This window comes from Neisseria sicca (assembly GCF_014054945.1).
Classification (GTDB): domain Bacteria; phylum Pseudomonadota; class Gammaproteobacteria; order Burkholderiales; family Neisseriaceae; genus Neisseria; species Neisseria sicca.
Genome location: NZ_CP059566.1, coordinates 1,792,173 through 1,804,765 on the forward strand (window position 1 = coordinate 1,792,173; position 12,593 = coordinate 1,804,765).

A 12,593-nucleotide genomic window follows, 5' to 3' on the forward strand; every position below is an offset into this window, starting at 1 on the left:
ACACTGCAACACCACAAACAGCCCGCCTTAGCGCCGGCTCTCTACAATTGCCCCACTCTATCGGCTCAAGGCTGCACAGACATCAAGCCGTTTCTTACCACCAGTAATACGGCCGGTAAAACGGGAATCCCCACTCGTCGTAATAGCGGTAATAGCGTGCTTCGCGCAGCTGTTGTTGGGAAATATAATTTTGCCATGCCATCTTATAGCAGGCCTGGAACATCGGGTCGGACACTTTGTCGATGTATTTCAGGCGGAAGGCTTTTTGTTCTGCACTGGGCGTGCCGACTTGCTCCGCCTGCTCGAACTGTTTGCGCATCAGTTTGGCAGTCTCCGGATCGCATTCGGCAGCCAGACTGACTTGAAGATTCTGTTCATAACGTCTTTGCGCGCGTTCGCGGGCGGCTTTTTGTTCGGGCGTAGTGGCACAAGCGGCCAGGGTTGCCACGATACACAACATCAGGGAAGCTCGAATGGGAGACATGATTTTTCCTTTTTATATCAAGGGATAGGGATAATGTACGCCTTTTGCGGCAAATTGTGAAGCCCGTCGTACCGTCCATATCCAACCGACAAAACGGCAAAGCCAGGCCAAAACAAACCGTACCACCTGACAAGAGGTCGTCTGAAAAGTGAAGAGCCATTTTCAGACGACCTCGTATCTCGCCCTGATCTTTTTATAGTGATTTCGCCATATTCATTGAAGAAGCCCTTAGCGATACAATATCGCACCATATCCAATCGAATCGAGGTCGTCTGAAAAATTGAAAAGGGATTGATATGACGGCAAATCATCACGAAGAAACACCAAACGAGCCACAGCAGCCGACCAGCCGCCACAAGCGTCGGCACGAACGCCTGCACGCGCCACCGTTTTGGCAGGCGGACAGGCCGTATCTGCACGAACACCATATTTCCGATGCGCGCTTCCGCAGGCTGGGCTATATCATGGCAATGTTGGCGGGGGCAATCAATGCGGGCGGTTTCTTTGCGTTTTCACGTTATACGTCGCACGTTACCGGCTCGATGTCGATGCTGGCGGACGCTGTTTATCTGCGCGAATGGGTAACGGCGGCGGTGGCTTTGATCAGCGTGTTGTGCTTTATTGTCGGCGCGGCGCATTCGGGCTGGGTGGTTTTGTGGACGCAGCAGAAGCGGTTTCGCGGCAGCTTCGGTTTTTCCATGTGGCTGGAAGCGGTTTATCTGCTGATATTCGGCTTGTTCGGTCTGACGACATCGAAGTGGAACATCGGGGACGGGAATTTGGTTTTCCCGTCGTTGGCTTTGTTTTTAATGTGTTTCATCATGGGAATGCACAATACGGTGATGACGCTTTTGTCCGGCGGCGCCATCCGTTCGACACACATGACCGGCACGGCGACCGACTTGGGCATCGAGCTTTCTCGTGCGCTGTATTACTCGAAAAAACATCATCCGCGCCTGCCTCATGTTCATGTCAATAAGCCGAAGATGTGGCTGTTGAACGGCTTGATGTGGGCATTTCTATTGGGTGGCGTCGTGGGTGCTTGGGGCTACCACAAAATCGGACACCATTTCGCGCTGCCGGTATCCGCCGTCTTGTTCATTTTGGGCGCAGGGTCTGTGGGCTATGATGTGAAAGTGCGCTTGAAATTTGCGCTGGCGGGATGGTATCGGCGGCATCGTGCGAAACAGCGTTAAAAAGCGGTATCGCGGCAAATCCGCATACCGCCATGCCAATTATCGGCTTTCAGTGAACCAAATCGCTTTTCTTTTGCCCAATCAAATAGATACTCCTGCGTGATGACAACCCCTTCAAACCTAGTCTTTTGTTTTGAATGAAAAACACCTTAATCAAGGCTGCCGCATCGCGTTATCCCTGAAACGCGCGGGCAATGAATGGACAGCGATTGGATTAATGGCAATATGAGTCATGGCGGGAACCATCCCTTCTTCCAACTGATTTTCAGACGACCCCTGCGTCGTTGTCGAAAGGACATCTCAATGAAATTCTTGAAACCTCTGACCGTTGCCGCGTTGGCAATCCCTTTGGCACTGACCGGCTGCGTAACCGATCCTGTAAGCGGACAACGCAACACCAGCAAAACCGCTATGTACGGCTTAGGCGGCGCGGCAGTGTGCGGCATCGTCGGCGCACTGACCCACGGCGGTAAAGGCGCGCGCAATTCCGCGTTGGCGTGCGGCGCGATTGGCGCGGGCGTAGGCGGCTACATGGACTACCAAGAGAAAAAACTGCGCGAAAACCTGAAAAACACCAACATCGAAGTAGAACGCCAAGGCAACCAAATCAAGTTGGTGATGCCTGAAAACGTCACCTTCGCCACAGGCAGCGCGGCATTGAGCGATCAGGCGCGAAACGCTTTGGCGACCGCTTCCGAAACACTGGTGCAATATCCCGACACGACCTTGACGATTAACGGTCATACCGACAACACCGGCAATGATGCCATCAACGAACCGCTGTCCCGCAACCGCGCACTTGCCGTTGCCGACTACCTGCAATCCCGCGGCGTAAACGGCTCGCGCCTGACCACCGCCGGCTACGGCTCTCGCCACCCGATTGCATCTAACGCCACAGCCGAAGGCCGCGCCCAAAACCGCCGCGTCGAGATTTTGATCAATCCCGACCAAAACGCCATCAACGCGGCGAAACAGCAAATGTAAGCTATCCGTCTGAAGATACAGCTTAAAGGTCGTCTGAAATCCGATTTTGGGTTTCAGACGACCTTTTTTCATTGCGCCATCGGTTCGCCGGTTTTGCCACCTATTCATCAGGTTTTCGGTTGAATGCCTCATCACTAAGGCTAAAAGCAAACCAAGCCTTTGATTTTTCAGACGACCTTAAACCATTCCACCAATATAGTGGATTAACTAAATCAGGACAATGCGACGAAGCCGCAGACAGTACAGATAGTACGGAACCGATTCACTTGGTGCTTCAGCACCTTAGAGAATCGTTCTCTTTGAGCTAAGGCGAGGCAACGCCGTACCGGTTTAAAGTTAATCCACTATATTTATTCACCTGCCGACACTGTTTATGTTCCGTTTTCCCGCTCCATCATCCTTGACACTGCCTGATGACAGTGATTTAATTTCCTAATATGATTAATAATCATTTTTAATCAATTATGGAAAAGCAGATTGTTTGGACACCGCGCCAATCCGCGCCCAAAGCCTTTCCCGAACGGCAGGCTCTGATGCCGATATGGGGCGGCATACCGATTCCCCGTCCGCAATGGCGGAACATCTGGCGGCAGAAGCTCCCCCATGCCGCCGATTCCGACGCGCTCGCCTATCTGCACATCCCCTTCTGCGCCAACCACTGCGTGTTCTGCGGCTTCTACCGCAACGCGTGGAAAGAGAGTTACAGCAGCGTTTACACCGACAAAATCATCGAAGAAATGGCGGCGGAATCCGAAATCCGCCAAGGCAACGGCAAAATCCGCGCCGTCTATTTCGGCGGCGGCACGCCCACCGCGCTGCAAACCTCGGACCTCGCCAGACTCATCCGCGCCTGTTACCAATACCTGCCGATTGCCGACGACTGCGAATTCACCATCGAAGGCCGCATGAGCCATTTCGACATCGAAAAAGCCCAAGCCTGCATCGAAGCAGGCGCCAACCGCATTTCCATCGGCGTGCAAACCTTCGACACCGCCATCCGCCGCCGCCTCGGCCGCAAACACGGCGGCGACGAAGCCTTTGCCTATCTGGAAAAACTGTGTGAAATCAATGCCGTCATCGTTGTCGATTTGATGTTCGGCCTGCCCAACCAAACCGACGCCGTTTGGCAAAACGACCTCGAACGCGCCACCGCCCTGCCTTTGTCCGGACTCGACACCTACGCCTTCAACCTCTATCCCATGCTGCCCATCAACCGCATGGTGGAAAAAGGCGCATTTCCCGCCCCGCCGGGTTTCGACGTTCAGGCCGACCAATACGCCTACGCCGTCGAAACGCTGGCGCAAAAAGGCTGGAACCAAGTCAGCAACAGCCATTTCGCCTATCCCGGCCGCGGCGAACGCAACCGCTACAACACGCTGGTCAAATCCAACATTCCCTGCTGGGCGTTCGGCTCCGGCGCAGGCGGCAACTTCGGCGGCTTCAGCTATCAGGTGCAGGGCGATTTGGACAGCTACCTCGCCACCCCGAAAGGCGAAAAAAACATCGCCTTCATGAGCGGCCACAGCCCGAACAAAACCCTACTCGGACAAGTGCAGCACGATATGGAAACAGGCCGTCTGAATCCCTCGCTGTTTGACGGCAACGCCGCCGCGCAGAAACTGATCGCCCAATGGCAGGCAATGCAGCTCTTTGAAGAACAAGGTTCGGACGGCCTCATCCGCCTGAACACCAGCGGCCGCTACTGGTCGCCTACCCTCATCCGCAAACTCATGCTTACCCTTCCGACTCAAGAAAAGGATCAAACCATGCAAAAACTTTCATCCGAACAACAAATCATGTTGCGCCAATCATTGGAAAAAAATCCCGGCCAAGTGCTCGAAATGCTCGCCGCGCAAAACCAATGCAGCTTTGAAGACGTCATCCGCTGCCTGCCCGAAAACTGCATCCGCCAAACCGAAGGCAGCCGCATCGTCGAAATCCTCCAAGCCGTCGCCGCTTGGGACGAAGCCGTCACCTTCATCGCCCACACCCCCGACGCCATCGTCGAAGTCACCGGCAAACTGCCCGGCGGCAAAGTCGGCCGCGGCTTCTACAATTTCGACCACCCCGAAACCGACGGCGGCGTACACGGTCATATCTATTACGAAAACTGCGCCGCCATCTACCTTTTAGAACGCCCGTTTATGGGCAAAGATACCTGCTCACTCAACTTCATCAACCGCAACGGCGGCGCCATGTTCAAAATCTTCGTCGGCCGCGACGAAGCCGGCGAACTCAAACAGCATCAAATCGAAGCCATGAGAAAACTGTTTGAGGCAGCTTAAACAGGTTTCAGACGACCTTCGCATGAAAACCGAGAGAAATTGCTGCATTCCTGCACAAACAAAATCATCTTCCGGCATCGTAAATAGCCGATGAAATTCGACAGACTGCCTGCAAGATTGGTGTTTGCCACTAAAGTAAGCTTGCGCTTACCGCCCTCTCCCTAACCTTCTCCCACGGGGAGAGGGGATAGATTTGCTGACAAATTCCAAGTGGCAGAAAATCCAAAAATGGTTGAATTTCAGTATCCTCAATTCCCTCTCCCCGCGGGAGAGGGTTAGGGAGAGGGCACGACACCAAACTGGTAAGTCAATTCCGCGGGTACCACCCATGGCTATTGTTATAAAACCCGCTTTGCCCGTTTTCAGACGACCACCGCTCTGCCGCGGAAAAGCCGAAAAGAAGTAGCGTGGGCTATGCCCACGACCACACGGCTTCAAACACAACAAGGTCGTCTGAAAACACAGCATCAACGAAGTTAAAACGAATGCAGCGAGTTTTGCTGAAACCCAAATACAGATTTCAGACGACCGTTGAAGCAAAATCGCGGGCATAGGCCACGCTACAACTGAACCATTTTTGGTTTCTCTGCCACTTGGAGTTTCCCAGCCAACCCATTCCCTCTCCTCGTGGGAGAGGGCTAGGGAGAGGGCAAAACACAAAACCGGTAAGTCGATTCCGCGGGCAAAGCCCACGCTACGGCAGTTGTTATAAAACCTGCCTCGCCCATTTTCAGACGACCACCGCTCTACCGCGAAAGAAAACCGAAAAGAAGCAGCGTGGGCTATGCCCACGACCACACGGCTTCAAACACAACAAGGTCGTCTGAAAACACAGCATCAACGAAGTTAAAACGAATACAGCGAGTTTCGTTAAAAACAAATACAGATTTCAGACGACCGTTGGAGCAAAATCGTGGGCATAGCCCACGCTACAACTGAACCATTTTACGACTGCTCCCATTTTTGGCTTCTCTGCCACTTTTAGCTTCCCTGCCAACCCATCCCCTCTCCCCGTGGGAGAGGGTTAGGGAGAGGGCAAAGCACGAACCGTGCGGAGTACACTTTTGGGTTTCAGTTTCACAATAGTCGGAACGTAATGTGGGCTATGCCCACGACAGCACAACATCAAACCCAAAAAGGTCGTCTGAAAAATCAACTAACCTTACCCACAACCACTCAACAGAGTAAGCAGATTATTGAAACCCGAACCATCCGACATACAAAGGAGACCCTATGCAACTCATCTTCGGCGCCAACGGCCCGTCCGGCCGCGCATTCATCCGCACACTCACCCATCCCGCCGACACCGTCGCCGTATTAAGAAAGCCGTCTGAAGATTCGTTCTTTAGCGAACACCGCATTCAGACGACCACCGCCGACGCGCTCGATGCCGACGCGCTCGACAAAGTGTTCGCGCAATACCGCCCCGACAGCGTCATCAGCTTCGTCGGCGGCAAAAACGAACAAGGCATACGCAGCGACGCACTGGGCAACATCAACATCATCGCCGCCGCCCAGTCCGCCAACCCGCAAGCCCGTTTCATCCTGATTACCAGCATGGGCTGCGGCGAACAATGGGACATGATGAGCGAACCCTTCAAACAAGCCCTTGGCGAAGCCGTCCGCGCCAAAACCGAAGCCGAAATCTACCTCAAACAAAGCAGCCTGAACTGGACCATCCTCCGCCCCTGCGGTTTGGACAACAGCGAAGACAACCGCCACATCCTGACCGACCGCCCCGACGGCATCCCTAAAAACTACATGAGCCGAAACGGACTCGCCACCGCCGTCGCCGCCGTCCTGCAAAACCCCAGCAGCATCGGTAAGGTTTACACCGTCGGCTCAGGCAGTTAACACCGCGCCCATAGTCAAACAGGTCGTCTGAAACCGTTTCAGACGACCTGCTTCCTATTGCCGACAATCAGCGTGGCATCCATTCGTCCACTTAATAAACCATTCCCAAACCCCGCTTTCAGACGACCTCCCGCCTTGTGTTATGATAATGGCTCTTCACACAAAGGTATTTTATGGACAAACCCGTCTATCTCTACACCGACGGCGCATGCAAAGGCAATCCCGGTGCCGGCGGCTGGGGCGTGTTCATGCGTTACGGCGCACATGAAAAAGAACTGTTCGGCGGCGAAGCGGAAACCACCAACAACCGCATGGAGCTGACCGCCGTCATCGAAGGCCTGAAATCCCTAAAACGCCGCTGCCAAGTCATCATCTGCACCGACTCGCAATACGTCAAAAACGGCATGGAAAGCTGGATACACGGCTGGAAAAAAAACGGCTGGAAAACCACCGCCAAAAAACCGGTTAAAAACGATGATTTATGGAAAGAACTCGACAGCTTGGTTCAACAGCACGAAGTCCGCTGGACTTGGGTAAAAGGCCATGCCGGACACCCTGAAAACGAAAAAGCCGACGAGCTCGCCAACCGAGGCGCGGCAAAATTTTTATAACACTTCATCCATGACTGCACTCAAACATCTCAAACCATTCTTTTGGATTGCCATCATTGCATTGATTTGTGTGACGCCCATAGCATTTATGTTCGCCTATTCGCCCTTTCATGATGTCAATGATTTTTTTCGCTTTGGCTTGTGTGATCACGTTAAGAGTGCCGAAGAATGTGCCGACTTAATCACGCCCTCCTATTTATTTTGGTGGTTTATACCTGAACCGTGGTTTTACGCATTCATACTACTAACTGCCATTTACCTCGTTCTAAAAATCCTGATTGAAATCATCCGATTCCTATTCAGACTCAGAAAGAAAAACCCATGACCTGCCCCATCTGCACCGCAGACAACGAAGACATTTTGCTGCAAACCCCAAACCTGCGCGTCATCGCCGTCCACAACGAAGCCGCAGCCCCGGCATTCTGCCGCGTCATCTGGAACGACCACATCGCCGAGATGACCGACCTTTCAGCCGCCGAACGTGCCGAAATCATGGAAATGGTGTATAAAGTCGAAGCCGCCATGCGCCAAGTGTTCCGTCCCGCTAAAATCAACCTTGCCAGCCTGGGCAACGTCGTTCCCCATCTGCATTGGCACGTCATCGCCCGCTTTGAAAACGATGCCAACTTTCCCGCCACAATTTGGGCAGCCCCCGTCCGCGAACACGGCATGACCCTGCCGGACAACTGGACGGAACAAGTCAAAGCCCTGCTGGCGTAACGTTCAGACGACCTCAATAGGCGTATCGGATACCGCATATCAACCGATTTTCAGACGACCCCTGCCAAAAAGGTCGTCTGAAACCCAAGCAAAGGAAACCATATGACCTGGCAAACCTCCCGCCGCCATTTCCTCCGCGCCTGCTCCGCCGCAGCCGGAGCCGGACTGCTGCAAGCTTGCGGCACCGGCACTACCGTCACTCCGTCTACTCAAACCGGTAACACAGCGAAAGCCCAACCCGTGCAGCCCAAAACCAGCCATCCCCCACGCTCCGGCGACAACCTCCTCCGCGTCGTCGCCCCTTCCGGCTTTGCCGAAGACCCCAACCGCGTCAACGCAGGCTTGACCCGCCTCTATAACGCAGGTTTTACCGTGACCAACCAACAAGCAGGCAGCCGGCGCTATCAACGCTTCGCCGGCTCCGACGCCCAACGTGCCGCCGACTTCCAAGAGGTCGCTACCGGCCGCGTTGAAACACCCAAAGTCCTCATGGGCTTGCGCGGCGGCTACGGCGCGGCACGCATCCTGCCGCAAATCGACTTCGCTTCACTCGGCGCCAGAATGCGCGAACGCGGTACTTTGTTCTTCGGCTTCAGCGACGTTTGCGCCGTCCAACTCGCCCTGCTCGCCAAAGGCAATATGGCAAGTTTCGCCGGCCCCATGGTTTACAGCGAATTCGGCAAACTCGAACCGAGCGTCTTCACCATGGATTCGTTCATCCGCGGCACTACCAACAACGTCAACATCATCGACGTTCCCGCCATCCAACGCGCCAACGTCAACGTCGAAGGTACTTTGTGGGGCGGTAACCTCAGCGTTCTCGCCTCCCTCGCAGGCTCGCCCTATATGCCCGACATCCAAGGCGGCATCCTGTTCGTCGAAGACGTCAGCGAACAACCCTACCGCATCGAACGCATGTTGAACACGCTTTATCTTGCAGGCATCCTGCAAAAACAACGCGCCATCATCTTCGGCGACTTCCGCATGGGCACCATCCGCGACGTGTACGACTCAAGCTACGACTTCTCCGCCGTCGTCAACCACGTCTCACGCACCGCCAAAGTCCCCGTCCTGACAGGTTTCCCCTTCGGACACATCACCAATAAAAGCACCTTCCCCTTGGGTGCACATGCCAAAATCCACAGCACTGCCAACGGCGGCTACACCGTAACCTTCAGCGGCTACCCTACCCTGAACCCCGCCGCCCTGACCCTCAACAACCTGCTGCCCCCGCCCGTGCCGACGTTCAACGGCTCTACCTACCGCAGCACGACAACCGAAGAAGTCATCGAATAAACAAACTTTCGATTCAAACAAAGGTCGTCTGAAAATCCGAATCCGGTTTTTCAGACGACCTTTTTCTATCCAATAAACTTCACATATAGTGGATTAAATTTAAATCAGGACAAAGCGACGAAGCCGCAGACAGTACAGATAGTACGGAACCGATTCACTTGGTGCTTCAGCACCTTAGAGAATCGTTCTCTTTGAGCTAAGGCGAGGCAACGTCGTACTGATTTAAAGTTAATCCACTATACAATCTACGGCAATCTTTCATCGTTATACTGCTCATGCCAACAATAGCGGGTTAAATTCAAATCAGGACAAGGCTGCGAAGCCACAGACCGTACAGATAATACGAAACCGATACACATCTAACCCAACACACATCATTCAAAAAACAAAAGAGCCTGCATAAAGCAGGCTCTTTATTTAAACTAATCGTACTAGATTAGAATTTGTGACGCAGACCAACCAGACCGGCGGTAGATTGAGTTTTGTCGCCACCTTTGCCTTCTTTCAACCAGCCGGCAGAAACCAAAGCAGAAGTACGTTTAGAGAAGTCGTAGTCAGCACCAACAATCACTTGGTTGTATTGGCTGTTACCTTGTTTCACGCCGTTTTCTTTAGCTTTGAAGCCGTGAGCGTAAGACAGACGAGGCATTACGTTACCCATACGGTAGCCACCAGTTACAGCAACTTCAGTACGTTCGTTTTTCTTAGCGTCAGCTACGTCAGCTTTAAAGCCTTCGTATTGACCGGCAACAGAAACCAGTACGTTGTTAGCATCGTAACCACCTACCAGACGGTGTGCTTGGTAGTCTTTGTAAACGCCAGAACCCAAAGTAGTGTTGCTGTTAAACAGTTCCAGATGATCGTCGCTCAAAACTTTACGTTTTGCAAAAGTACCAGCGTAGCGACCGAAGAAACCGGAGTTTTCATAGTTCAGACCCAAGTCGAAAGAGTGACGGGTTTTCACGTCATGAACATGTTTGTCCTCAGGGTTAGCATTGTCGCGTGGTTGGTATTGAGCGCTTGCGCTGAAACCAGCAAATACTGGAGAGTCGTAACGTACAGATACTTTACGCTCGTCAACACGTTTCAGTTTACCGAATTGCAAAACTGATGCATTCGCGTCGCTAGATTCCCAAGGATCTACGCTGTCGCTGTTGTCTTTCAGAGCAGTGTTCAGTTTACCTGCGCGAACTTTACCGAAGCCGCCTTCCAAACCGATGAAGGATTCACGAGTACCCCAACCTTTGTCAGTACCGGCAACAGAAGTATTTTGCTCTACTTGCCAGATAGCATTCAGGTTGTTGCTCAGGTGTTCGTGACCTTTGAAACCGATACGGGAACCAAAGTCAGCAATTTCAGTTGCAGTTTTGTTTTTGGTGCTTACATGATTAACAGTTTCTTTAGTACGAGAAACTTCAACACCGGCTTTAACTTGACCGTACAGAGTCACGTCAGCCATAGCTGCAACAGGCAAAGCTGCCAAAGTCAGAGCAATCAGAGATTTTTTCATTGCTGTATTCCTTTTCTATCGTGAAGAAATAACTTAAGCAGACCCGGATAGAATCCGCTTAGGCTTTACATTATCGCTGGAATCAGCGATTCCATGACTCTCACTATAATTGTTCCTCTCTAAAAAAACAAACTTTATTCACTACCCCTACTGACCGCCTGACCTCACAGCACCCGCATTACAACAAGGCATTCGCAATATTTTCCTTATAAATCATAATGTAATATCAACTCACCCGTTGTTTGCATTTTTACAACACAATTTCCTAAACGGTCGTTTTAGGCGATTGGCTGTTGTTTTTTAGCTAAATCAGCCGGATGAATGAATAAGCGGGTGCAGGTGTGTACTTTCTTATAGCATGCAATTTATGGAATTAGCCGGTCATGAACATTAGGTATATTCCCTCCCTCAATGTAGAAACATAAATCCTGCCCTTTGAATTTGCGGTTTCGTCGGTGTAACACCGACATGACCTGTCCCGCAGTTTCCTCAAAAGAAAAGGTCGTCTGAAAATCTTTGTATAGTGGATTAACTTTAAATCAGGACAAGGCGACGAAGCCGCAGACAGTACAGATAGTACGGCAAGGCGAGGCAACGCCGTACTGGTTTAAAGTTAATCCACTATATTGATTTCAGACGACCTTTTGCCATTTGCACATACAATTCCCGCAAACCAAATTTCTGGAAAGGCTGATAGACATATCTATTCGGGCGGACTGCGACCTTATTGATGCAGTGCGGGCGTTACCTGCAACAGACTTTGGCAAAGAAAGATTCTCCATAAGCACGCACTTAGATTTCAGACGACCTCACAGCCATATCGGCATTTCGGGGCGAATGATACCGAACTCTGGCGGATAATCCACTCCGGTCAGGTACAACCCATCAGGCATAAAAGTCGGCGGGGCTTTTAATCGGCTGCGCTCTTCGATTAAGTCCTGAAATCCGGAAATACTAAGCCTGCCGCTACCAACATAAACCAATGCCCCCATGATATTACGCACCATATGATGCAAAAAGGCATTGCCGTGTAAGTCTAGTTTTAAGAATTGCGGCGTACCGCTGATTTTTGCACTATACAGAGTCTTAACGGGTGATTTTGCTTGGCATTCGACAGCACGAAAGCTGGAGAAATCATGTTCGCCTTCTAATAATAATGCCGCCTGCTGCATTTTTTCAGGATCGAGTTTGAGGTGCGTCCACCCTACCTTTCCTTGCAATATCGGGGAGCGGACGGGAGATGATTCCAAAAGGTAACGATATCTTCTACCGTATGCGTCAAAGCGGGCGTGAAAATGTGGGGCAACCTGCTGCGCGAACAATACAGCCACACCTTCAGGAAGATACGCATTGACGCCCCGCACCCAAGCCTGCTCGGGACGGGCCACTTGGGTATCAAAATGAACAACTTGCGCAGTCGCGTGTACGCCTGTATCGGTTCGTCCGGCAACAATGGTTCGGATGGTCTCGCCTGCAATTTGACTGAGTGCGCTTTCCAATACCGTCTGGACAGTGGGTAAACCGTCGGCTTGTTTTTGCCAACCGTAAAATCGGCTGCCGTCATAAGACAGGGTTAATGCCCATCTTTGTATGGTTTTTGTGGATAATGATTCGGTGTATGAAGTCATATGTCGTCTGAAAATAATAAAAGAT

At 52.0% G+C, this 12,593-nt stretch carries 11 protein-coding genes; 8 read left to right on the plus strand and 3 right to left on the minus strand.

Features of this window, described 5'->3' with window-relative positions:
- Positions 1 to 94: 94 nt before the first annotated feature.
- Positions 95 to 484, minus strand: coding sequence for a hypothetical protein (locus tag H3L95_RS08625; RefSeq protein WP_040668659.1), 390 nt, complete (start codon positions 482 to 484; stop codon positions 95 to 97).
- A 296-nt stretch (positions 485 to 780) separates the two neighbouring features.
- Between H3L95_RS08625 and H3L95_RS08630 the strand changes: the two genes are divergently transcribed.
- From H3L95_RS08630 to H3L95_RS08665, 8 genes are all read left to right on the plus strand, one after another.
- Positions 781 to 1,680 (plus strand): YoaK family protein, encoded by a 900-nt coding sequence (locus tag H3L95_RS08630; RefSeq protein WP_003759313.1) that lies wholly within the window; start codon positions 781 to 783, stop codon positions 1,678 to 1,680.
- Between the two features lie 303 nt (positions 1,681 to 1,983).
- Positions 1,984 to 2,664 carry a YiaD family glycine zipper/OmpA-like lipoprotein gene (locus H3L95_RS08635; RefSeq protein ID WP_040668660.1) on the plus strand — a complete coding sequence of 227 codons (681 nt, stop codon included), beginning with the start codon at positions 1,984 to 1,986 and terminating at the stop codon, positions 2,662 to 2,664.
- A gap of 464 nt (positions 2,665 to 3,128) precedes the next feature.
- Positions 3,129 to 4,949, plus strand: coding sequence for a heme anaerobic degradation radical SAM methyltransferase ChuW/HutW (hutW, locus tag H3L95_RS08640; protein ID WP_040668661.1), 1,821 nt, complete (start codon positions 3,129 to 3,131; stop codon positions 4,947 to 4,949).
- 1,233 nt (positions 4,950 to 6,182) lie between these two features.
- Entirely contained in the window at positions 6,183 to 6,803 is a 621-nt protein-coding gene (locus H3L95_RS08645; protein ID WP_003759331.1) for an NAD(P)H-binding protein, read from the plus strand.
- Between the two features lie 173 nt (positions 6,804 to 6,976).
- A complete protein-coding gene (gene rnhA, locus H3L95_RS08650) occupies positions 6,977 to 7,414 on the plus strand; it encodes a ribonuclease HI (RefSeq protein ID WP_182096137.1) in 438 nt (145 codons plus the stop codon).
- Positions 7,415 to 7,424: 10 nt separating this feature from the next.
- Positions 7,425 to 7,739, plus strand: coding sequence for a hypothetical protein (locus tag H3L95_RS08655; protein ID WP_036491816.1), 315 nt, complete (start codon positions 7,425 to 7,427; stop codon positions 7,737 to 7,739).
- Complete coding sequence (locus H3L95_RS08660; RefSeq protein WP_003759340.1) at positions 7,736 to 8,134, plus strand: HIT family protein; 399 nt, start codon at positions 7,736 to 7,738, stop codon at positions 8,132 to 8,134. The genes H3L95_RS08655 and H3L95_RS08660 overlap by 4 nt, the downstream gene beginning before the upstream one ends.
- Before the next feature lie 102 nt (positions 8,135 to 8,236).
- Positions 8,237 to 9,430, plus strand: coding sequence for an LD-carboxypeptidase (locus H3L95_RS08665; RefSeq protein WP_040668665.1), 1,194 nt, complete (start codon positions 8,237 to 8,239; stop codon positions 9,428 to 9,430).
- 436 nt (positions 9,431 to 9,866) lie between these two features.
- Here H3L95_RS08665 and porB read toward each other — a convergent pair whose 3' ends face one another.
- Both porB and truA read right to left on the minus strand, forming a co-directional pair.
- Positions 9,867 to 10,940, minus strand: coding sequence for a trimeric porin PorB (porB, locus tag H3L95_RS08670; protein WP_003759347.1), 1,074 nt, complete (start codon positions 10,938 to 10,940; stop codon positions 9,867 to 9,869).
- 809 nt (positions 10,941 to 11,749) lie between these two features.
- Positions 11,750 to 12,568 (minus strand): tRNA pseudouridine(38-40) synthase TruA, encoded by an 819-nt coding sequence (gene truA, locus H3L95_RS08680; protein ID WP_003759351.1) that lies wholly within the window; start codon positions 12,566 to 12,568, stop codon positions 11,750 to 11,752.
- Positions 12,569 to 12,593: the final 25 nt, after the last annotated feature.

Coding starts and splice junctions, on each gene's coding strand:
- H3L95_RS08660 (WP_003759340.1), top strand. CDS start 7,736: ATGACCTGCCCCATCTGCACCGCAGACAACGAAGACATTTTGCTGCAA.
- H3L95_RS08665 (WP_040668665.1), top strand. CDS start 8,237: ATGACCTGGCAAACCTCCCGCCGCCATTTCCTCCGCGCCTGCTCCGCC.
- porB (WP_003759347.1), bottom strand. CDS start 10,940: ATGAAAAAATCTCTGATTGCTCTGACTTTGGCAGCTTTGCCTGTTGCA.
- hutW (WP_040668661.1), top strand. CDS start 3,129: ATGGAAAAGCAGATTGTTTGGACACCGCGCCAATCCGCGCCCAAAGCC.
- H3L95_RS08630 (WP_003759313.1), top strand. CDS start 781: ATGACGGCAAATCATCACGAAGAAACACCAAACGAGCCACAGCAGCCG.
- H3L95_RS08645 (WP_003759331.1), top strand. CDS start 6,183: ATGCAACTCATCTTCGGCGCCAACGGCCCGTCCGGCCGCGCATTCATC.
- H3L95_RS08635 (WP_040668660.1), top strand. CDS start 1,984: ATGAAATTCTTGAAACCTCTGACCGTTGCCGCGTTGGCAATCCCTTTG.
- H3L95_RS08625 (WP_040668659.1), bottom strand. CDS start 484: ATGTCTCCCATTCGAGCTTCCCTGATGTTGTGTATCGTGGCAACCCTG.
- H3L95_RS08655 (WP_036491816.1), top strand. CDS start 7,425: ATGACTGCACTCAAACATCTCAAACCATTCTTTTGGATTGCCATCATT.
- truA (WP_003759351.1), bottom strand. CDS start 12,568: ATGACTTCATACACCGAATCATTATCCACAAAAACCATACAAAGATGG.
- rnhA (WP_182096137.1), top strand. CDS start 6,977: ATGGACAAACCCGTCTATCTCTACACCGACGGCGCATGCAAAGGCAAT.